This window comes from Streptomyces sp. NBC_01298, from assembly GCF_035978755.1.
GTDB lineage: Bacteria > Actinomycetota > Actinomycetes > Streptomycetales > Streptomycetaceae > Streptomyces.
Genome location: NZ_CP108414.1, coordinates 7,203,682 through 7,224,541 on the forward strand (window position 1 = coordinate 7,203,682; position 20,860 = coordinate 7,224,541).

The 20,860-nt window shown below is 72.8% G+C and carries 20 protein-coding genes; 15 read left to right on the forward strand and 5 right to left on the reverse strand.

The features are described 5' to 3' along the window. The first annotated feature begins 294 nt into the window (after positions 1-294). From infC to OG730_RS32775, 10 genes are all read left to right on the forward strand, one after another. Positions 295-1,083: a translation initiation factor IF-3 gene (infC, locus tag OG730_RS32730; RefSeq protein ID WP_327309525.1), complete on the forward strand. Its 789-nt coding sequence runs from the start codon at positions 295-297 to the stop codon at positions 1,081-1,083. 104 nt (positions 1,084-1,187) lie between these two features. Beyond that, positions 1,188-1,382: a 50S ribosomal protein L35 gene (gene rpmI, locus OG730_RS32735; protein WP_215021864.1), complete on the forward strand. Its 195-nt coding sequence runs from the start codon at positions 1,188-1,190 to the stop codon at positions 1,380-1,382. A 103-nt stretch (positions 1,383-1,485) separates the two neighbouring features. Beyond that, complete coding sequence (gene rplT / locus OG730_RS32740; RefSeq protein ID WP_214948116.1) at positions 1,486-1,872, forward strand: 50S ribosomal protein L20; 387 nt, start codon at positions 1,486-1,488, stop codon at positions 1,870-1,872. A 151-nt stretch (positions 1,873-2,023) separates the two neighbouring features. After that, positions 2,024-2,884 (forward strand): TrmH family RNA methyltransferase, encoded by an 861-nt coding sequence (locus OG730_RS32745; protein WP_327307606.1) that lies wholly within the window; start codon positions 2,024-2,026, stop codon positions 2,882-2,884. Between the two features lie 56 nt (positions 2,885-2,940). Continuing rightward, entirely contained in the window at positions 2,941-4,215 is a 1,275-nt protein-coding gene (locus OG730_RS32750; RefSeq protein ID WP_327307607.1) for a sensor histidine kinase, read from the forward strand. A 151-nt stretch (positions 4,216-4,366) separates the two neighbouring features. Beyond that, a complete protein-coding gene (gene pheS / locus OG730_RS32755; RefSeq protein WP_327307608.1) occupies positions 4,367-5,494 on the forward strand; it encodes a phenylalanine--tRNA ligase subunit alpha in 1,128 nt (375 codons plus the stop codon). Then, complete coding sequence (gene pheT / locus OG730_RS32760) at positions 5,494-8,022, forward strand: phenylalanine--tRNA ligase subunit beta (protein WP_327307609.1); 2,529 nt, start codon at positions 5,494-5,496, stop codon at positions 8,020-8,022. Before pheS ends, pheT begins: the two co-directional genes overlap by 1 nt. 406 nt (positions 8,023-8,428) lie before the next feature. Further along, on the forward strand, positions 8,429-10,033 hold the full coding sequence (locus OG730_RS32765; RefSeq protein WP_327307610.1) for an ABC-F family ATP-binding cassette domain-containing protein: 1,605 nt from the start codon (positions 8,429-8,431) through the stop codon (positions 10,031-10,033). 439 nt (positions 10,034-10,472) lie between these two features. After that, positions 10,473-11,810: an NsdA family TPR-like regulatory protein gene (locus OG730_RS32770; RefSeq protein ID WP_327307611.1), complete on the forward strand. Its 1,338-nt coding sequence runs from the start codon at positions 10,473-10,475 to the stop codon at positions 11,808-11,810. A gap of 101 nt (positions 11,811-11,911) precedes the next feature. Next, complete coding sequence (locus tag OG730_RS32775) at positions 11,912-12,442, forward strand: NUDIX hydrolase (RefSeq protein WP_327307613.1); 531 nt, start codon at positions 11,912-11,914, stop codon at positions 12,440-12,442. Between the two features lie 37 nt (positions 12,443-12,479). On the opposite strand, the gene OG730_RS32780 is transcribed toward OG730_RS32775, so the two are convergent. Next, complete coding sequence (locus OG730_RS32780; RefSeq protein ID WP_327307614.1) at positions 12,480-13,376, reverse strand: 3-hydroxybutyryl-CoA dehydrogenase; 897 nt, start codon at positions 13,374-13,376, stop codon at positions 12,480-12,482. 150 nt (positions 13,377-13,526) lie between these two features. On the opposite strand from OG730_RS32780, the gene OG730_RS32785 reads away from it, so the two are divergent. Then, positions 13,527-14,816 carry a glycoside hydrolase family 10-like protein gene (locus tag OG730_RS32785; protein ID WP_327307615.1) on the forward strand — a complete coding sequence of 430 codons (1,290 nt, stop codon included), beginning with the start codon at positions 13,527-13,529 and terminating at the stop codon, positions 14,814-14,816. A 75-nt stretch (positions 14,817-14,891) separates the two neighbouring features. Here the strand turns inward: OG730_RS32785 and OG730_RS32790 are convergent, their stop codons facing one another. Together OG730_RS32790 and OG730_RS32795 are read right to left on the reverse strand one after the other, a co-directional pair. Then, on the reverse strand, positions 14,892-15,089 hold the full coding sequence (locus OG730_RS32790) for a DUF1918 domain-containing protein (protein WP_250744647.1): 198 nt from the start codon (positions 15,087-15,089) through the stop codon (positions 14,892-14,894). A 40-nt stretch (positions 15,090-15,129) separates the two neighbouring features. Further along, a complete protein-coding gene (locus tag OG730_RS32795) occupies positions 15,130-16,074 on the reverse strand; it encodes a DMT family transporter (protein ID WP_327307616.1) in 945 nt (314 codons plus the stop codon). Here OG730_RS32795 and OG730_RS32800 point away from each other — a divergent pair. Then, complete coding sequence (locus OG730_RS32800; protein WP_327307618.1) at positions 16,073-17,521, forward strand: aminotransferase-like domain-containing protein; 1,449 nt, start codon at positions 16,073-16,075, stop codon at positions 17,519-17,521. The two genes, OG730_RS32795 and OG730_RS32800, sit on opposite strands and share 2 nt — an antisense overlap. Before the next feature lie 50 nt (positions 17,522-17,571). After that, positions 17,572-18,351, forward strand: a complete 780-nt coding sequence (locus OG730_RS32805) for an N-acetyltransferase (RefSeq protein WP_327307619.1) — start codon at positions 17,572-17,574, stop codon at positions 18,349-18,351. A gap of 14 nt (positions 18,352-18,365) precedes the next feature. On the opposite strand, the gene OG730_RS32810 is transcribed toward OG730_RS32805, so the two are convergent. Then, positions 18,366-19,007, reverse strand: coding sequence for a chitin binding peritrophin-A domain-containing protein (locus OG730_RS32810; protein WP_327307620.1), 642 nt, complete (start codon positions 19,005-19,007; stop codon positions 18,366-18,368). Between the two features lie 103 nt (positions 19,008-19,110). Continuing rightward, positions 19,111-19,890, reverse strand: a complete 780-nt coding sequence (locus OG730_RS32815; RefSeq protein WP_327307621.1) for a LysR family substrate-binding domain-containing protein — start codon at positions 19,888-19,890, stop codon at positions 19,111-19,113. Between the two features lie 37 nt (positions 19,891-19,927). On the opposite strand from OG730_RS32815, the gene OG730_RS32820 reads away from it, so the two are divergent. Together OG730_RS32820 and OG730_RS32825 are read left to right on the forward strand one after the other, a co-directional pair. Beyond that, entirely contained in the window at positions 19,928-20,353 is a 426-nt protein-coding gene (locus tag OG730_RS32820; protein WP_327307622.1) for a DUF5997 family protein, read from the forward strand. Positions 20,354-20,428: 75 nt separating this feature from the next. Then, positions 20,429-20,860, forward strand: a complete 432-nt coding sequence (locus OG730_RS32825; RefSeq protein ID WP_327307623.1) for a helix-turn-helix domain-containing protein — start codon at positions 20,429-20,431, stop codon at positions 20,858-20,860.

Below are 20,860 nucleotides of genomic sequence, written 5' to 3' on the forward strand. Positions count from 1 at the left end.
GCAACGCGGGTGCTAGTATGTACTTCGACCGGCCGGACACTTATGTGCCCGGCCCACAAGTGGAGGCTCCGATTCTCCCACCCAGCCGCCCTCACGGGAGGCGGGTCACCGGTCAGGTGGTATCCATCGTTCCGTACGGACGATGGAAAGCTGCCCGATTTTGCGCCCCGCGGTTCGCACGCGACGGTGCTCCGGTTGTATTGGAGCCCTCGTCTGTGCCCGGCGGGGCTTTTTGCTTTGTCCCGCCGCGGTCGGTCTGACGGAAAAACGTCAGCGGCTGTCCTCCAGGCAGCCGTGTGGTGCTACCGAGGAGGATCCATCAGCACCGAGCCCCGCATCAACGACCGGATTCGCGTTCCCGAGGTACGACTCGTCGGCCCGAGTGGCGAGCAGGTCGGCATCGTGCCGCTTGCCAAGGCGCTCGAGCTCGCGCAGGAGTACGACCTCGACCTGGTCGAGGTCGCGGCGTCCGCACGCCCGCCGGTCTGCAAGCTCATGGACTACGGCAAGTTCAAGTACGAGTCGGCCATGAAGGCCCGTGAGGCGCGCAAGAATCAGGCGCACACGGTCATCAAGGAAATGAAGCTCCGGCCGAAGATCGACCCGCACGACTATGACACCAAGAAGGGTCACGTCGTTCGGTTCCTCAAGCAGGGCGACAAGGTCAAGATCACGATCATGTTCCGTGGTCGCGAGCAGTCCAGGCCGGAACTCGGCTACCGACTGCTGCAGCGTCTGGCTTCGGACGTCGAGGACCTCGGGTTCATCGAGTCGAACCCGAAGCAGGACGGCCGAAACATGATCATGGTTCTCGGTCCGCACAAGAAGAAGACCGAGGCGATGGCCGAAGCCCGCGAGGCGCAGGCCGCCCGCAAGGCAGAGCGCCAGGGTGTCGCGCACGGCGACGAGAGTGGTGACGAGGCCCTGGCCGCCGACGCCGCGCTCGAGGCCGAGAACGCCGCACTCGAAGCCGAGGACGTGGACGCCGAGGACGCTTCCGACGAAGCGGCCGAGGCTGACGACGCGGCCGAGGCCGGCACCGACGAGGCAGCCGCCTCGGACGAGGCCTCTGCCCAGGCCTGATTCCGAGGCAGCCCGTCTCGGATCACCGATACAACATGACGCTCCCGTGAGCCGGCCCCCACCAGGGCCGGTGGGGGCGCCACCGACGAGGAGATAACGGCGCCATGCCGAAGAACAAGACGCACTCCGGGACCAAGAAGCGCTTCAAGATCACCGGCTCCGGCAAGGTGCTCCGCGAGCGCGCCGGCAAGCGCCACCTGCTCGAGCACAAGTCGTCCCGTGTCACCCGCCGCCTGACCGGCACCGCGGAGATGGCCCCCGGCGACGCCAAGAAGATCAAGAAGCTTCTCGGCAAGTGACGTCCTCCGCTCCCCTTCCGGGAGCGGGAGCACGTCAAGACCGGGACCCCATCGAATTCGGGCCGTGTGAACACTTCCACGGCCCCGCTACAAGGAGTACACAGTGGCACGCGTCAAGCGGGCAGTAAACGCGCACAAGAAGCGTCGGGCAATCCTCGAGGCGGCGAAGGGTTACCGCGGTCAGCGTTCGCGCCTGTACCGCAAGGCCAAGGAGCAGGTCACCCACTCCCTGGTCTACAACTTCAACGACCGCAAGAAGCGCAAGGGCGACTTCCGTCGCCTCTGGATCCAGCGCATCAACGCGGCTGCCCGCCAGAACGGCATGACGTACAACCGCCTCATCCAGGGTCTGAACGCCGCCAACATCGAGGTGGACCGCAAGATCCTCGCCGAGCTGGCCGTCAACGACGCCAACGCGTTCGCCGCGCTGGTCGAGGTCGCGCAGAAGGCCCTCCCGGCCGACGTCAACGCCCCGAAGGTCGCTGCCTAAGCAGCACGCCCTCAAGGCCGCAGTAACTTGCCCGGACCCGCAGGCCTCGCGCCTGCGGGTCCGGTGCGTTGACCCACCCTTTCCGTTGACCCACCAGTTGCGTCGACCCACCAGTGCCACCCGCTGTACGTACGGAAGCGAGCCGACCGCCATGGGCACCCCCGCCGAGCTGATCTCCCCCCGGTCCACCCGGGTGGCCGCCGCCAGGCGACTGGCGCGACGCAATTTCCGTACCAAGGAGCGCCGCTTCATCGCCGAGGGCCCGCAGGCCGTGCGCGAGGCCGTGGAACACCGCGGCGCCGGGGGCGAGTCCACGCTGATCGAGCTGTTCGCGACCGTGGAGGCCGCCGAGCGCTACGCCGACATCGTCGACGCCGCGTACGCCGCCGGGGCCCGCGTGCACTACGCCTCCGACGAGGTGCTCGCGGAGGTCTCGCAGACCGTCACCCCGCAGGGCCTGGTCGGCGTCTGCCACTTCCTCGACTCCCCGTTCGAGGAGATCCTGAAGGCCCGGCCCAAGCTCGTCGCCGTCCTCGCGCACGTCCGCGACCCCGGCAACGCCGGTACGGTGCTGCGCTGCGCGGACGCCGCCGGAGCCGACGCGGTCGTGCTGACCGACGCCTCCGTGGACCTGTACAACCCCAAGTCGGTGCGCGCCTCCGTGGGCTCCCTCTTCCACCTCCCGGTGGCCGTCGGCGTGCCCGTGGAGCAGGCCGTGGCGGGGCTGCGCGCGGCCGGCGTACGGATCCTCGCCGCCGACGGGGCGGGCACGGACGACCTCGACGCCGAGCTCGACGCGGGCACCATGGGCACCCCGTCGGCCTGGATCTTCGGCAACGAGGCCTGGGGCCTGCCCGAGGAGACCAGGGCGCTCGCCGACGCCGTCGTGCGGGTCCCGATCCACGGAAAGGCCGAGAGCCTGAACCTCGCGACGGCCGCCGCGGTGTGCCTGTACGCCTCCGCGCGTGCACAGCGGGCGCCCGGAGGGTGCCGCTCCGTGACCCCCAGCTAGTAATGTGGCGGCCCGGGGGGCCCACTGTGGTACTCGGAGATGTGGGGTACGGGGACATGACCGTCGGTACGAACAGCTCGCCAGGCGCCGCCAAGGCGGCCGGCGCACCGGTCCTGGCGACCGTGTCCCAGCTGGCCGCGCCCGCCGCCCGGGTGCCCGTACAGCAGCCCCAGGGAGCCCCCGCCGCGCCCCCGCGGGCCGCCCGGCCGGCGCCCGCGCCGTCGAGCCAGGGCGGGGACACGGACGGGCTCGGTGAGTACGCCGCGCTCGGGATCGATCCCGACGACCTGCCCGACGGGCTCGTGATCGCCGACGCCACCGGCCGGGTCATCTGCTTCAACTCCGCCGCCGCCCGGATCACCGCCCTCGTGGCGGACGAGGCCCTGGGACACGGGATCGAGCGCGCCCTCCCGCTGGAGGACCTCGAAGGCCGCCGCTGGTGGGCGCTGACCGACCCCTACGGAGGCCTCGTCACCCGGCGCGGACAGCCCGAGCGGAACCTGCTGCTGCCCGGCGGCCGTGAGGTCCTCGTCTCCGCCCGGTACGTGCGCACCCACCCCAAGGGCCCGGTGCGCCGGCTGGTGGTCACCCTGCGCGGCACCGAGGCCCGGCGGCGCACCGAGCGCAGCCACGCCGAGCTGATCGCCACCGTCGCGCACGAGCTGCGCTCCCCGCTCACCTCCGTGAAGGGGTTCACGGCGACGCTGCTCGCCAAGTGGGAGCGGTTCACCGACGACCAGAAGCGCTTGATGCTGGAGACCGTGGACGCCGACGCGAACCGCGTCACCCGGCTCATCACCGAGCTCCTGGACATCTCCCGCATCGACTCGGGCCGCCTCGAGGTGCGCCGCCAGCCGGTGGACATCTCCACCGCCGTGGGACGCCACGTCCAGGCGCTCACCGCGAACGGACAGGCCCCGGAGCGGTTCCTCGTCAGTGTGAGCCGACCGCTGCCCGACCTGTGGGCGGACCCGGACAAGATCGACCAGATCCTCGGCAACCTGCTCGAAAATGCGGTGCGCCACGGCGAGGGAACCGTCACCATCGACGTGACGCCGACCAGCTTCGCGAACGCCGCGGGGAAGACCGAGAAGGGAACCGCCGTCACCGTGACCGACGAGGGCCCCGGAATCCCCGAAGAGTCGATGAAACGCGTCTTCACCCGTTTCTGGCGGGGCAGCAAGCGCGGCGGCACCGGCCTGGGCCTGTACATCGTCAAGGGCATCGTGGAAGCCCACGGCGGCACCATCACGGTCGGCCGCGGACCCGGCGGCGGCGCCGAGTTCCGATTTATCCTGCCCGTCGGCGCCCCGGCATACCTCACGCAGTAGCCCTGCGGAGCGTCTCGCCGGGCGGCCCACGGGCCCCTTCACCCCCAGCGACCTTTAGACTCGACCTTTGGCACCTTTGTGTCCTAGTGCCGAGCGCGTCCTGCGCGTCGCGCGGGGGACCACCAGCCAGCCATCGGAAGTACGGGAAGAGATGTCGGCACCGAACAAGTCGTACGACCCTGTTGAGGTCGAGGCACTGAAACCGGATGAGATCGAGCGCATGCGGGACGAGGCGCTCGCCGCCTTCGCCGCCGCCGGCGACCTCGACGAGCTTCGCGAGGCGAAGACCGCGCACATGGGCGACCGCTCGCCCCTGGCGCTCGCCAACCGCGAGATCGGCGCGCTGCCCCCGCAGGCCAAGGCCACCGCGGGCAAGCTCGTGGGCCAGGCCCGCGGCGCCGTGAACAAGGCGTTCGGGGCCCGCACCGTCGCGCTCGAAGCCGAGCGCGACGAGCGGGTGCTGGTCGAGGAGGCGGTGGACGTCACGCTGCCCTACGACCGTGTGCCCGCCGGCGCCCGGCACCCCCTGACCACGCTGATGGACCGCATCGCGGACATCTTCGTGGCCATGGGGTACGAGGTCGCGGAGGGCCCCGAGGTCGAGGCGGAGTGGTTCAACTTCGACGCCCTCAACTTCACGCCCGACCACCCCGCGCGCCAGATGCAGGACACCTTCTTCGTCCGGGGGCCGGAAGGCACCGAGGGCGACGAGTCCGGCGTCGTGCTGCGCACCCACACCTCCCCGGTGCAGGCGCGCTCGCTGCTGGAGCGCAAGCCCCCCGTCTACATCGTGTGCCCGGGGCGGGTGTACCGCACCGACGAGCTCGACGCGACGCACACCCCGGTCTTCCACCAGGTCGAGCTGCTCGCCGTGGACGAGGGCCTGACCATGGCGGACCTCAAGGGCACCATGGACCACATGGTCCAGGAGCTGTTCGGCGAGGGCACCACCACGCGCCTGCGCCCGCACTTCTTCCCCTTCACCGAGCCGTCCGCCGAGATGGACATGCAGTGCTACGTGTGCCGCGGCGAATCGGTGGGCAACCCCGACCGCCCGTGCCGCACCTGCTCCAGCGAGGGCTGGATCGAGCTCGGCGGCTGCGGCATGGTCAACCCGAAGGTGCTCACCGCCTGCGGCGTGGACCCGGAGAAGTACAGCGGGTTCGCCTTCGGCTTCGGCATCGAGCGGATGCTGATGTTCCGCCACAACGTAGAAGACATGCGAGACATGGTCGAGGGTGACGTTCGTTTCACCCGGCCGTTCGGGAGTGAGATCTGATGCGCGTCCCGCTTTCTTGGCTGCGGGAGTACGTCGACCTCCCCGCGGGTGAAACCGGTCGCGACGTGGCCCACAAGCTCGTCGACGCCGGCCTCGAGGTCGAAACCGTCGAGCAGCTCGGCGGCGGGCTCAAGGGCCCGCTCGTCGTCGGCCAGGTCCTGACCATCGAGGAGCTCGAAGGCTTCCGCAAGCCGATCCGCTTCTGCACGGTCGACGTCGGCGCCGCAAACGGCACCGGCCTGCCGCAGGAGATCGTCTGCGGCGCCCGGAACTTCTCCGTCGGCGACAAGGTCGTCGTGGTGCTGCCCGGCGCGGTGCTGCCCGGCGACTTCGCGATCGCCGCGCGCGAGACGTACGGCCGCACCTCGCACGGCATGATCTGCTCCGGCGACGAGCTGGGCATGGGCGACGACGGCACGCACGGCATCATCGTGCTGCCGCACGAGCACGAGGTCGGCTCCGACGCGATCAAGCTCCTGGAGCTGGTCGACGAGGTCCTCGACATCGACATCACCCCGGACCGCGGCTACTGCATGTCGATGCGCGGTGTGGCCCGCGAGGCCGCCACCGCGTACGGTCTGCCGCTGCGCGACCCGGCGCTGCTCGACGTGCCCCAGCCGAACTCGTACGGCTACGCCGTCAAGATCGACGACCCGCAGGGCTGCGACCGCTTCACCGCGCGCACGGTGACCGGCCTCGACCCCGAGGCGCGCTCCCCGATCTGGCTCACGCGCCGCCTCCAGAAGGCGGGCATGCGCCCGATCTCGCTCGCCGTGGACATCACCAACTACGTGATGCTCGAGCTCGGCCAGCCGCTGCACGCCTACGACCGCTCGCGGATCGACGGCGCCATCGGCGTCCGCCGGGCCGAGCAGGGCGAGAAGTTCACCACCCTGGACGGGGTCAAGCGCACGCTCGACTCCGAGGACCTGGTGATCACCGACAACAGCGGCCCGATCGGGCTCGCCGGTGTCATGGGCGGAGCCAACACCGAGATCGCCGACTCCGTGACCGACCCCGAGACCGGCCAGGTCACGGGCACCACGGACGTCGTCGTCGAGGCCGCGCACTTCGACTCCGTGTCGATCTCGCGCACCGCCCGCCGGCTCAAGCTGTCCTCCGAGGCGTCCAAGCGCTTCGAGCGCGGCGTGGACCCGCAGGCCGCCGCCGCCGCCGCGCAGCGCACCGTCGACCTGCTCGTGCTGCTCGCGGGCGGCACCGCCGAGGCCGGCGTCACCGAACTCACCGCCCCGGGCGCCCCGCGCACCATCGCAATGAGCGCGGACCACCCCGACAAGGTCGCGGGCATGGACTACGGACGGGAGACCGTCGTACGCCGCCTGCAGGAGGTCGGCTGCGACGTCTACGGCCAGGACGAGCTCGTCGTCACCACGCCCTCGTGGCGGCCCGACCTCGCCGAGCCCAACGACCTCGCCGAGGAGGTCATCCGGCTGGAGGGCTACGGGAACCTTCCCTCCACCCTCCCGCAGGTGCCCTCCGGCCGCGGTCTGACCGCCCGGCAGCAGCTGCACCGCCGGGTCGGCCGCGCGCTGGCCGGCGCGGGCTACGTCGAGGCGCTCAGCTACCCCTTCATCGGGGAGGGCGTCTTCGACCAGCTCCAGCTGTCCGCGCACGACGCCTCCCGCCAGGTCGTCAAGCTGGTCAACCCGATCTCCGACGAGGAGCCGGCGCTGCGCACCACGCTGCTGCCGGGTCTGCTCGGCGCGCTGCGCCGCAACGACAGCCGGGGCAGCCACGACCTCGCGCTCTTCGAGACCGGCTCGGTCTTCCGGGCCGCCGCTCAGCCGGGCGTCGCCGTACGCCTCGGCGTCGACCGGCGTCCCACCGACGAGGAGATCGCCACCCTGAACGCGGCCCTGCCCGCGCAGCCGCGCTACGCCGCGGTCGTGCTGGCCGGGGCCCGCGAGCAGGCCGGCTGGTGGGGCAAGGGCCGTCCGGCCGACTGGGCCGACGCGGTCCAGGCGGCGCGCTCGCTGGCCGTCGAGGCCGGTGCGGAGCTCGTCGTGCGCCAGGGCCAGTACGGCCCCTGGCACCCGGGCCGCTGCGCCGAGCTGCTCGTCACCCTGGACGGGGTGGAGACGGTCATCGGCCACGCCGGTGAGCTGCACCCGCGCGTGGTCAAGGCGATGGGCCTGCCGGCCCGCACCAGCGCCATGGAGCTCGACCTGGACCGCCTCGCGGCGGCCGGCGGCGAGGCCCTCCAGGCGCCCCGGATCTCCTCCTTCCCGGTGGCGACCCAGGACGTCGCGCTGATCGTGGACGCGTCCGTGCCGGCTTCGGCCGTCGAGGACGCGCTGCACAAGGGCGCGGGCGAACTCCTCGAATCGCTGCGGCTGTTCGACGTGTTCGAGGGTGAGCAGGTCGGCGAGGGCAAGAAGTCCCTCGCGTACGCGCTGCGCTTCCGCGCGGCCGACCGCACGCTGACCGCCGAGGAGTCCACGGCGGCCCGCGACGCGGCGGTCGCCCTCGCGGGCGAGCGCACGGGGGCGGTACTGCGCGGCGCATAGCCGCTGCCGCTGTGTCGTCGAGGGGGTGCATCCCGGATCCGTCCGGGGTGCACCCCCTCAACCGTTCCCCGGGCTGCGCGGGGCGGCGGGCCGGCCCTGCGGGGAGGTCCCCTACCCACCCTTCGCCCGTTCCCCGGGGCTGCGCCCCGGGCCCGCTTGGGGCTGCGCCCCGGGCCCGCTTGGGGCTGCGCCCCGGGCCCGCTTGGGGCTGCGCCCCGGGCCCGCTTGGGGCTGCGCCCCGGGCCCGCTTGGGGCTGCGCCCCGGGTCCCCTCCGGGGGAAAGGGCGTGCGGGGCGTGGGGGCTCTCCGTTAGTTTGGTCGGCATGTCTGCGCCCCGAGTTTCCTAGCTCAAGGACCCACTCCCACGTCACCCGTGTGTCCTTCCGCTGTCTCGGAGCGTTATCCCATGATCACTGTTCGTGGTGTAGACGTGCGCGCAGGCGCCCGTCTGCTGCTGTCCGACATCTCCTTCACCGTCTCTCCCGGTGACCGCATCGGCCTGGTGGGCCGCAACGGTGCCGGCAAGACCAGCCTGCTGAACGTCCTGGCCGGGGCGGCGAAGCCCGCTGCCGGGACCGTCACCCGTACCGCACCCGTCGGGTACCTGGCGCAGGACTCCCGCGCCGCCGATTCCTCGGTCACCGTCACCGACCGGATCCTGTCCGCCCGGGGTCTGGACCGCTCCGTACGCGCACTGCGTGCGGCCGAGGCCGCCATGGCCGCGGGCGGCGGCCCGGGGTCTTTGCGAGCGGCGATGGACGCGTACGCGCGCGCCGAGGCGGAGTTCCAGGCCCGCGGTGGGTACGCGGTGGAGGCGGAGGCGGCCCGGGTGGCCGCCGGGCTCGGCCTGCCGGGCCGGGTCATGGACCGGCCCGTGGGGGAGCTGTCCGGCGGGCAGCGGCGGCGGGCGGAACTGGCCCGCATCCTCTTCGGCGGACACCGGGGCACCCTGCTGCTCGATGAGCCGACCAACCACCTCGACGCCGACTCCGTCGCCTGGCTGCGCGCCTTCCTGACCGGTCACCGCAGTGGCCTGGTGCTGATCAGCCACGACACCTCCCTGCTCGCCGACACCGTCAACCGGGTCCTGCGCCTCGACGCGCTCCGCACCACGGTCGAGGTGTACAACACCGGCTGGCAGGCCCATCTCGCACAGCGGGAGGCCGACGAGCGCCGGCGCGCCCGGGAGCGGGCGAACGCCGAACGCAAGGCGGCCGCCCTGCACGCCCAGGCCGACCGGATGACGGCCCGGGTGGCCACGGCCGTCGTGGCCAGGAGCATGGCCCGGCGGGCCGACCGCCTGCTGGCCGGGCTGGAGCCGGTCCGCCGGACGGAGAAGGCCGCCAGGATCCGGCTGCCCGAGCCCGCGCCGTGCGGACGCACGCCGCTGGGTGCGGTCGGGCTGGCCAAGTCGTACGACGGTCACCCGGTCCTGGCCGGGGTGGACCTCGCCGTCGACCGGGGCGGCCGGTTGGTGGTCCTCGGACTCAACGGCGCGGGGAAGACCACGCTGCTGAGGCTGCTCGCCGGACAGGAGGCGCCCGACGGCGGCCGGGTCGTACACGGGCCCGGGCTACGGATCGGGTACTTCGCCCAGGAGCACGACACCCTGAGCCCGGACCGCACGGTGCTGGAGAACCTCGCCGCCGCGGCGCCCCACCTCGGCGAGGGCGAAGTGCGCCGGGTGCTCGGTGCGTTCCTCTTCACCGGCGACGACGCCGACAAGCGGGCCGGTGTGCTCTCGGGAGGGGAAAAGACCCGGCTGGCCCTGGCCGGACTCGTGCACAGCGGCGCCAACGTACTGCTGCTGGACGAGCCGACGAACAACCTCGACCCCGCTTCCCGGGGCGAGGTGCTGGCCGCCGTGGACACCTATCCGGGCGCGATCGTCATGGTCACCCACGACGAGGGCGTACTCGACGCGCTGCGTCCCGATCGGGTCCTGCTGCTGCCGGATGCCGAGGAGGACCTCTGGAGCGAGGAGTACCGGGACCTGCTCGCCCTGGCCTGAGCGCCGCGGGCGGGGCCGGGGGAGCGGGGCGCGGACGTCCGTGCGGCTGGGGCGCGGACGTCCGGGCCGGTATCGGGGACCACGCGGGCCGGGCCCGGTGGGTGGGCCCGGCGCGCGTTCGGTCCGGCTCGGCCGGGGCCCGGCGACCAACCAGGACCCGGCGGAGCCGAAGCGCGCCGCCCGCCTGCCGTGGAGTGTCGGGCAGACAACAGGACGGGCGGCGCGGTTGACGGGTCGTCGCACTGTACGAGGGGGAGCCGACGACCCGAGCCACCTCTTGGCGAGGCCCCTAAGTGAAGCGCTCGGACGGAGCCCCGCGCGAGGGTGCGTATCGCATTTATGCGCGTACTGGCTTCACACCCTGTGTGAATTGGACGCAGTACACCCCGTGTGAAGCGCGCACCCACTAGCCTGGATTCGACGAGCCCTTGGAGCGGCCATGCAGCCCAATGCACTGCTCGACGCCCTCCTCGCCGAGGCGGGCATGTCCCATGCCGGACTCGCCGCGTACGTGAACCAGGCGGGCCGATCCCGCGGACTGGCCCTGCGCTACGAACACACCGCCGTGGCGCGGTGGTTGAAGGGGCAGCGCCCGCGCGGACAGGTCCCGGACCTGATCTGCGAGGTCATCGGGGGCCGGCTGCGGCGGCCGCTCTCCCTCGATGATGTGGGGTTCGGTCTGCCCTGGCAGGCCGCCGATCCCAACGGGTCCCCGCTCAGCGGCTTCGTCGACCGCGCCGCCGCCCTGTGGCGCTCCGACGGCAACGGCCGCCAGCCCCTCGACGCCGGGGCGCTGACGGGTACCCCCGCGGTGATGCCCGTGTGGGAGTGGGAGAACCCGCCGGAGGACTCCGACGTGTCGAGGCAGGGCCCGAACCGCGTCGGGCCCGAGCACGTGGAGATCCTGAAGGCCGCCCGCGCGCACTACGAGCTGATGTACCGCAGGGCCGGCGGCGTGGCCACCCGCGACCGGGTCGTCCGCTTCCTCGGTACCGAGACCGCCCCCATGCTGCGCGGCAGTTACTCCGACGGGCTCGGTCGCAGCCTGCACCGGGCCGGGGGTTCCCTGGTGGCCGTGGCGGGGATCTGCGCCTACGACTCGGACGCGCACGGGCTGGCCCAGCGGTACTTCCACCAGGCGCTGAGGCTGGCCAAGGCGAGCGGGGACCGGGGACTCGGGGCCTATGTGATCGCGCTGATCGTCAACCAGAGCCTGCACCTACGGGAGTTCCGCCAGGCCGTGGCCTTCGCCGAGGCCGCCCTGCGCGCGGCCGGCCGGCACACCACCCCGGCCCTGGCCGCGGACCTGTACGCCATGCAGGCCAAGGCCTACGCCCAACTCGGCGACACCGCCGCCGCGTTGGCCTGCATCCGCAAGGCCGAGGCGGCGGCGGAGCGGATCCGGCCCGGCACGGAGCCGGACGAGACGGGGTACGTGCAGCCCGGGCTGGTCAACGTACAGGTGGCGGAGGCGCTGCTCGGGCTGGGTGATCTGCGGGGGGCCCGGGAGCAGGCTTCGGCCGCCGTCGGCACGCCCGCGCACGACCGGGGCCGGGTGCACCGGCTCGCGATGCTGTGCGAGATCCAGCTGCGCCAGGGCGAGGCCGATCAGGCGGTGGCCTCGGCGGCCGAAATGGCCGAGCGGGCCAAGGGGATGGAGTCGTTGCGCCTGCGCGACCGGCTGCGCGCGGTCCGGGAGCAACTGCTGACCAGCGGTTGTTCGGGGGCCGAGGACACGGCCGAGCTCATCGACGGGGCGCTGCGCGTTCCGCTGTGACATCCCCCGCGGCGTTCTCTGCGCCGCCCTGTGCGCGTTCCCCCGGGCGGGGGTGAACTGCTGCCATGTTGCCACCTACTCGATCGGAAGGTGGCAGAACCGTGCAGTGGACGAACCTGAGTGAGCAAACCGTGTACACGAACCGCTGGTTCGATGTGAATCTCGCCGATGTGGAGCTCCCCGACGGCCGGCACCTGGACCACTTCGTCATCCGGCTGCGCCCGGTCGCCGTCGCCACGGCCGTCAACGCGGCCAACGAGGTGCTGCTGCTGTGGCGCCACCGCTTCATCACCGACAGCTGGGGCTGGGAACTGCCCGCCGGGGTCGTCGAGGACGGGGAGCCGGTGGAGCGGGCGGCCGCCCGCGAGATGGAGGAGGAGTCGGGCTGGCGGCCCGGCCCCCTGCACCACCTGATGACCGTGGAGCCGTCCAACGGGCTGACCGACGCCCGCCACCACCTCTACTGGGCGGACGGGGCCACGTACGTGGGCCACCCCGAGGACGACTTCGAGTCCTCGCGCCGTGAATGGGTACCGCTCAAGCTGGTCCCCGACATGATCGCGCGCGGCGAGGTCCCGGCCGCCAACATGGCGGCCGGGCTGTTGCTGCTGCACCACCTGCGGCTCGGCTGAGCCGCGGGTGGCGGGCCGTGCGGGCAGCCGTACAGGCTCAGCCGTACGGGTAGAAGCCCGAGCCGGTCTTGCGGCCGAGGCGGCCGGCGTCGACCATGCGCTGGAGCAGCGGGGGAGCCGCGTACAGGGGCTCCTTGAACTCCGCGTACATCGAGTCGGCCACCGAGGCCACCGTGTCCAGGCCGATGAGGTCCGCGAGCTTCAGCGGACCCATCGGGTGGGCGCAGCCCAGCTCCATGCCGTTGTCGATGTCCTCACGGCTCGCGATGCCCGACTCGAACATCCGGATCGCGGACAGCAGGTACGGGATGAGGAGCGCGTTGACGACGAAGCCGGAACGGTCCTGGGCGCGGATCGCGTGCTTGCCCAGGGCCTGACCGACCAGCGCCTCGGCGCGCTTGATGGTCTCGTCGCTGGTGGTCAGCGCCGGGATCAGCTCGACGAGCTGCTGCACCGGGGCCGGGTTGAAGAAGTGGATGCCGATGACCTGGTCGGGACGCGAGGTCGCGACGGCCAGCTTGACCAGCGGAATCGAGGAGGTGTTGGAGGCGAGGATCGCGTCCGGGCGGGTGACCACCTGGTCGAGGACCTGGAAGATCTCCGTCTTGACCTGCTCGTTCTCGACGACCGCCTCGATGACGAGGTCACGGTCGGCGAACTCGCCGAGATCGGTGGTGAACGACAGGCGGGCCAGCGTCGCGTCCCGCTCCTCCTCGCTGATCTTGCCGCGTTCGGCGGCCCTGGTCAGAGAGGTGTGCAGCCGGGTCCGACCGAGTTCGAGCGCCTCGCCGGTGGTTTCGGCGACCATCACCTCGAGCCCGCTCCGGGCGAACACCTCCGCGATGCCCGCGCCCATCTGGCCACAGCCCACTACGCCGACGCGTGCGATGTCGTCTGGGAGGTCCGTCACTTCGTGCCTTTCGCTGCTCTCCATCGCGGGTCCCCCGTACTCGTGCAGTGGTAACTGCGTTCCGGCGCCCGCCACGCCCCCCGACGTTACCCCCGTCCTTGCCCGGCGTGTCGGGCCGGGGCGGGCATGCTGGGCGGACGTAACCAATGTCACGCAGCGGAACGGAGTCGTCACATGACGCCCATCGGGAGGCGGGCCATCGGGAGGCGGCCCATCGGGAGGCGGGAAGTGCTGGCCGCGGCGGCGGGGGTGCTGGCCGCGGTGGCGGCCGCCCCCGCGCGAGCGGTCGGGCCGGCGGAGGCGGGCGGGGCGGGGCGGGCGGGCGCGGCGGGCGAGCCCGCGTTCCGCGGGATGTGGGTGGCCTCCGTGCAGAACGTCGACTGGCCCTCGCGGAGCGGGCTTTCGGCGCGCGAGCAGCGTACCGAGCTGCTGGACCTCCTCGACACCGCCGTCGCCCGCCGCCTCAACGCGGTGATCCTCCAGGTCCGGCCCACCGCCGACGCGATGTGGCCCTCGGCGCGCGAGCCCTGGTCGCAGTGGCTCAGCGGGGAGCAGGGCGTCGACCCCGGCTGGGACCCGCTCGGCACGGCGGTGGCCGAGGCGCACGCCCGGGGGCTGGAACTGCACGCCTGGTTCAACCCGTACCGGGTGGCCAACCACACCGACCGGAGCCTGCTCGTCCCCGAGCACCCGGCCCGGCGCAACCGGGACTGGACCGTGCCCTACGGCGGCAAGCTGTACTACAACCCCGGGCTGCCGGAAGTCCGCCGCTTCGTACAGGACGCCATGCTCGACGCCGTCGCCCGCTACCCCCTGGACGGGGTGCACTGGGACGACTACTTCTACCCGTACCCCGTCGAGGGCCGCGATTTCGACGACGACGCCGCCTACGAGCAGTACGGCCGGGCCTTCGCGACCCGCGCCGACTGGCGCCGCCACAACACCGACACCCTGGTCCGCGAGATGTCCGAGCGGCTGCGGGCGCTGCGCCCCGCGACGCGCTTCGGCGTCAGCCCCTTCGCCATCTGGCGCAACTCCGACCGCGATCCGCTCGGTTCGCCGACGCAGGCGGGCGTCGCCACGTACGACGACCTGTACGCGGACACCCGCAAGTGGGTGCGCGAGGGCTGGATCGACTACATCGTGCCGCAGGCGTACTGGCAGATCGGCCACCCGGCCGCCGACTACGCCGCCATCGTCCCCTGGTGGGCGCGGACCGTCGCGGGCACCCGCGTCCAGCTCTACGTGGGGGAGGCGCTGTACCGCTGCGACGCGGAGAGCTCCACCGCCGCCTGGCGCGATCCGCGCGAGCTGTCCCGGCACCTGCGGTTCGCCGCCGGATACCCGGAGGTCCGCGGCCACGCCTACTTCTCCGCGAAGCAGGTGGTCGCGGACCCCAACGGGGCGATGGCCCGGGTGGTCGCCGATCACTACCCGACGCCGGTGGCGGTGCCGCCGCGCTGATCCGGTGTTCCTCGGCAGCCCTCACCGGCCGTACGTCCGGCAGCCGGCCCTCGCCGGAGGGGCGGCCGCCGTTCCTCAGTGGTCGTGGTCGGCCGGGTGCTTCACGACGCAGTCGGGTCCGGGGGACATGACGGCCTCGTGTCCGTCCGTGAAGCGGACGCGGTAGGGAGGGGTGCCGTTCTCTCCCAGGACCTGGGTGATCTCACCGACCTTGTCGTGCTGGCCCACGATCCTGCCGTGCTGAACCAGCTGGTCGCCCTCGGTCGCGCGCATGCTGACCTCCTCGGTGGCGGTCCGATCCGGTGCTAGCAGTTTAGGTCGTCCCGCCCCTTTTTGACCCGTCGGGCCGCTGCGTCACGGCGATGCAGACGAGCACCGCGCAGGCGGCCACGGGCGCGGCCGGGGACAGGTGCTCGCCGAGCAGCAGCACCGACCACAGCAGGGTCAGCAGCGGCTGCGCGAGCTGGAGCTGACTCGCGCGGGCCGCGCCGATCTCGGCCATGCCCCGGTACCAGACGAAGAGGCCGAGGAAGGAGGAGCCGACCGCCACCCAGACCAGCCCGGCCACGCCGCGGCCGGTCAGCTCGACCGGTTCGTACGCGAGCCCGAGCGCGGAGCCGATCAGGCCGATGGGCAGGCACAGCACCAGTGCCCAGGCGATCACCTGCCAGCCGGGCAGCAGCCGGGCCAGGCGCCCGCCCTCGGTGTAGCCCGCCGCGCACACCAGGAGCGCGGCGAACAGGAAGGCGTCGCCGGCCGACAGGGCGCCGCCGCTCTGGGCGACGGTGAAGCCGAGGACGACGACCGCGCCGGCGACGGCGGCGGCCCAGAACCTCCGCGAGGGCCGGGCTCCGGTGCGCAGCGAGGAGACGACCGCCGTGGTGAGCGGGAGCAGTCCGACGACCACGGCGGCGTGCGAGGTGGTGGAGGTCTGCAGGGCGAGGGTGGTCAGCAGCGGGAAGCCGACGACCACGCCGCCGGCGACGACCACCAGCCCGGCCCAGTGAGCGCGGGCGGGCACCGGGACGCGCAGGGCCAGCAGGAAGGCGCCGGCCGTCAGGCCCGCGAGCAGACAGCGCAGACCGAAGAGGGACCACGGGCCGAAGCTCTCCAGGCCCCAGGCGGTGCCCGGGAAGGTCAGCGAGAAGGTGACGACTCCGGCCGCGGCGAGCGTGGTGCCCCCGAGAGCGGGCCGGCGGGCTTCGGTGCCTCCAACTGCTATCGCGTTGGGGAGAGTAGCGCTATTCTTTGCTGTCATGTATGAGCGTAGCAGTGTGGTGGAACTGGCGGAATCCCTTCGAGGCGAGCTGAACCGCTACTCGGTGGGTGGAAAGCTCCCGTCGAGCAGGGCTCTGGTCGAGCAGTACCGGGTCAGCCCCGTCACGGTCTCCCGGGCCCTCGCCCAGCTCGCCGCCGAAGGCCTGGTGGTCACCCGCCCCGGAGCCGGCGTCTACCGCGCGCAGCCCCGTACCCAGGCGCCCGCGCCCGGCGACACCTCCTGGCAGGCCGTCGCCCTGAGCGCCGAGGACTCCGGCGAGGTGGTCCCGCGCTCCGTGGACGCCTCCGGGGTGCTCGTCACCCTGGCCGCCCCGCCGGCCGGGGTCATCCCCCTGCACAGCGGCTATCTGCACTCGGCGCTCCAGCCCGAGCGGGCCATGGCGGCGGCCCTCGCCCGGGCCGGCCGGCGGCCCGGGGTGTGGGGGAGGCCGCCCGTGGAGGGCCTGCCGGAGCTGCGGGACTGGTTCGCGCGGGAGATCGGCGGGAGCGTCGCGGCCGGGGGCGTACTGGTGACCGCCGGCGGCCAGAGCGCGCTCGCCACCGCACTGCGGGCGCTGGCCCCGCCCGGGGCGCCGATCCTCGTCGAATCCCCGACCTACCCGGGTCTGCTGGCCCTCGCGCGGGCCGCCGGCTGCCGCCCGGTGCCGGTCCCGGTGGACGCGGACGGGGTCCGGCCGGAGCTGCTGGCCGCCGCCTTCGAAGCGACCGGGGCGCGGGTGTTCGTATGCCAGCCGCTGTTCCAGAACCCGACCGGGGCCGTGTTGTCCGGCGAGCGGCGGGGGGAGGTGCTGCGGATCGCGCGGGCCGCCGGGGCGTTCGTCCTGGAGGACGACTACGCGCGGCACCTGGGCCACGAGGACTCGGGTCCGCTGCCGGCGCCGCTCGCCGCCCAGGACCCCGACGGGGTGGTCGTCCACGTGCGGTCCCTGACCAAGGTCACCTCGCCCAGCCTGCGGGTGGGCGCGCTGGCGGCCCGCGGCCCGGTCTTCGACCGGCTGCGCGCCATCCAGGTCGTGGACAGCTTCTTCGTGCCCCGGCCGCTCCAGGAGGCCGCCCTGGAACTGGTGGGCGCACCCGCCTGGCCGCGCCACCTCAAATCCGTGGCCGCCGAACTGCGCCACCGCCGCGACGTCCTCACCGGAGCGCTGCGGCGGGAGCTGCCGGAGCTGGAAGTGCCCCATCCGCCGCGCGGCGGCTACCAGTTGTGGGCGCGTCCCGGCGGGGGCGGCGACGACGCGGCCTTCGTCGCCGCCGCCCTGCGGGCCGGGGTCGCGGTCGCGCCGGGACGGCCGTACTTCTGCGCGGAACCGCCCGGCCCGTTCGTCCGGCTGAGCTTCGCCGGGGTGTCCGGCGCGGGCGAACTGACCGAGGCCGTACGGAGGTTGCGGGCCGGCCAAGATCCGGAGGCGACGGCCCCATGGGGCTGAGGCGGCCAAATTCGGTTGAGGCGCCGGTGGGGCGTGCCTAGCCTGCGGGCATGGACGACAGCACAGACACCAGCGGCTCGGGCATCCGGATCACCACGATCGCGGAGCGGCCCGAACTGGCTTCCCGGCTCTGGGACATGAAGGACTCGTGGCCCGAGTTCGCGCAGCACGACGCGCTGGCCTGGCTGCTGTATCCGCGGATGGTGGCCGAGTTCCCGGAGTACGTCCTGATCGCCACGGACGGGGACGCGGTGGTCGCCCGGGGCTTCAGCCTGCCCTTCGCGCAGCACGCGCCGGGCCGCGCCGGGGCGCTGCCCGCGCAGGGCTGGGACCAGATCCTGATGTGGGCCTTCTCCGACCGGCGGCGCGGGGGCGAGACCGACACCGTGAGCGCGATCGAGATCAGCGTCGCGGTCGGCCGGCAGGGCGAGGGGCTCTCGGCCCTGATGCTCACCGCGATGCGCGAGAACGCCCGCGCCCGCGGCTTCGCCGAGGTGGTGGCCCCGGTGCGGCCCAGCGGGAAGCCGGCCGAGCCGGACGCCTCGATCCACGCATACGCGTACCGCACCCGCGAGGACGGCCTCCCGCACGACCCGTGGCTACGGGTCCACGTGCGGGCGGGCGGTGTCATCGACTCGGTGGCCCCGCTGTCGATGACGATCACCGGCTCGCTCGCGCAGTGGCGGGAGTGGACCGGCCTGCCCTTCGACACGGCCGGCCCCGTCCGCGTCCCGGGCGCCCTGTCCCCGGTCCACTGCGAACCGGAGCAGGGCTTCGCGGTCTACGTGGAGCCGAACGTCTGGGTCCGGCACGCGCTTTCCCGGAGCTAGAGGAGCCAGGGGAGCTAGAGGAGCGCGATGGGGGCGGTGGCGGAGGAGGAGAGGTAGATCCCGCCGATGCCCGCGTAGGTGGCCCGGTAGCCGCGCAAGAGTTCGTCCAGCGGGATCGTCAGCCGGGCCGGGGTATCGCAGCGGGCGGCTCCGAACTGGTCGGTGACGGCGGTGCACAGCGTCCGGCCGCCGACGGTGGTGAAGGTGACCGGTACGCCGTCCAGCCCGGCCGGGGCGTCCGCGATCCGCACGGTGGTGCTGAGGTTCTTGACCCCGAAGAGCAGCCCGTTCAGCTTCGCCGGACCAGCCGTGGTGGCCGTGGCCACAGCGGGCCGGACCAGCTCGGGCGCCTCGCAGAGCTGGGTGCCGGGAGCGTAGACCTGCCCGGTGGGGCAGGCCACGACGGTGGCGATCCCGCCCCCGCACTGCACGTAGAACCGCTGGTCCTGCGGCCGCGGCAGCCGCCCGGTGACGCCGCCGGCGCACGAGCCCTCGGCGGCGCTCGCGGGCACGGCCCCCGTTCCCAGCGCGAGGAGCGCCCCGGCGGCCAGCGCGGCGAGCGCGGCCCGTCCCCCGCGGGTCCGTTCCCCGCGGGTCCGTTCCCGGCCGGCCGGTCCCTTGCCGATACGTAACACCCTTGCCCCCAGCTCACTCACTGTGACGATATGAATACGAAGTGACTATAGGGACGGGCGCGCCAAGGAAGCAACGCCCTCAGGGCATCGCCAGGAAGTGCGAATATCCGCCGAAAGGAGCGGCCTAGCGGCCCCGCGGCTTTCCGCGCTTGCCGGTGGACTTCGCCGTGGCCTTGCCGCCCTTGGGAGCGCCGGAACGCGGGTTCCTGGCGGCCGGCTTGCCGCCCGACTTGGGGGCGGGCTTGCGGGCCGGCTTGGCCTTCTTCTGCTCGGGCTCGGGCTGCGTACGGCCGCGTCCGCGCGAGCTGTTGACCGTTCGCCCGCGCACGATCCCGATGAACTCCTCGACCAGCTCGGGAGTCTCGTCCGCCTCGGGCCACGACAGCGCGACGCGCGATTCGGGGGCGTCCAGCAGGGTCCGGTACGTGAGGTCCTTGCGGTGGTGCAGCCGCGCGAGCGACTGGGGCACGATCAGGACCCCGATGCCCGCGGCCACCAGCTCGATCGCGTCGGCCGTGGTCTCCGGGCGCTGGAGCGCGGCCTTGCCCGGCAGCTGCTCCCATTCGAGGGTGTCGTCCAGCGGGTGGAGCACGATGTCGTCGGCCAGCTCCGCCATCGACAGCTCCTCGGCCGCGGCCATGAGGTGGTCCTTGGGGATCACGACGACCGTGGTCTCGGTGTAGAGGGGGATCGCGCTGAGGTCCGTACGGTCGATCGGCAGCCGGACGAAACCGGCGTCGGCGCCGCCGCCGCGCAGCAGGGCGGGAGCCTCGGCGGGACTGACCTGCACGAGGGTGAGCGGAACGTCGGGCAGCCGCTCCTTCCAGATCCGGACCCACTTCGTGGGAGTCACCCCGGGGACGTATGCGAGCTGGAACGACGGGGGTGTCCGGGAGTCTGTCACCCGGCCAGATTACCGGCCGTGGTCGGAGGTGGCGCACATGCTCGATACCCTGGACCCCATGACGTCGCACCAGACCACCCAGACCATGAAGCCCGCCACTGCGGCGAAGAAGCTGGGTGTGTACCTCGAGGCCACCCCCGCAGAGTTCCAGGAGGGTGTCGTCTCGCGCACCGAGCTCGCCGCCCTCCAGGCCGAGCCGCCCCAGTGGCTGCAGGACCTCCGGAACAACGGCCCGCACCCCCGTCCGGTGGTCGCGGGGAAGCTCGGCGTCTCCATCGCCGGTCTGGCGCGCGGCGGTGTCACCGAGGCGCTCACCACGGAGCAGATCGAGGCCCTGAAGCAGGAGATGCCGGAGTGGCTCGCGAAGGAGCGCGCCATCCAGGCCGACGTCCGCAAGGAGACCGTCCGCATCAAGCAGATGCAGGCGGAAAAGGCCGAGAAGGCCGACAAGGCCAAGAAGTAGCGGCCCCTGCCGGGCCCCTCCCGCGCCGCTGCCGGACCCCGGTCGGCCCGCACCGCGCGTGAGATGCTGGTGCGCGTGACGATCGAGGACCTGGTGCGGCTGCGGCGGGCCCGGGACCTGATGGACCGCGACTACGCCGAGCCGCTGGACGTGCCGGCGCTGGCGTCCGTCGCCCTCATGTCGCCCGGGCACTTCTCCCGCAGCTTCCGGGCGGCCTTCGGGGAGAGCCCGTACAGCTATCTGATGACCCGCCGCGTCGAGCGGGCGAAGGCGCTGCTGCGCCGGGGCGACCTGAGCGTGACCGAGGTCTGCTTCGCGGTCGGATGCACCTCGCTGGGATCGTTCAGCTCGCGCTTCACGGAGCTGGTCGGCGAGACCCCCAGCGCCTACCGGGCCCGGCCGCACGAGGCGGGCGCCGCCATCCCCGCGTGTGTAGCCAAGGTCCTCACCCGGCCCGTCCGCCGGCCCGCGGGCCGCGGGGGAGCGGGATCCGCGGCCGCGTCGTAG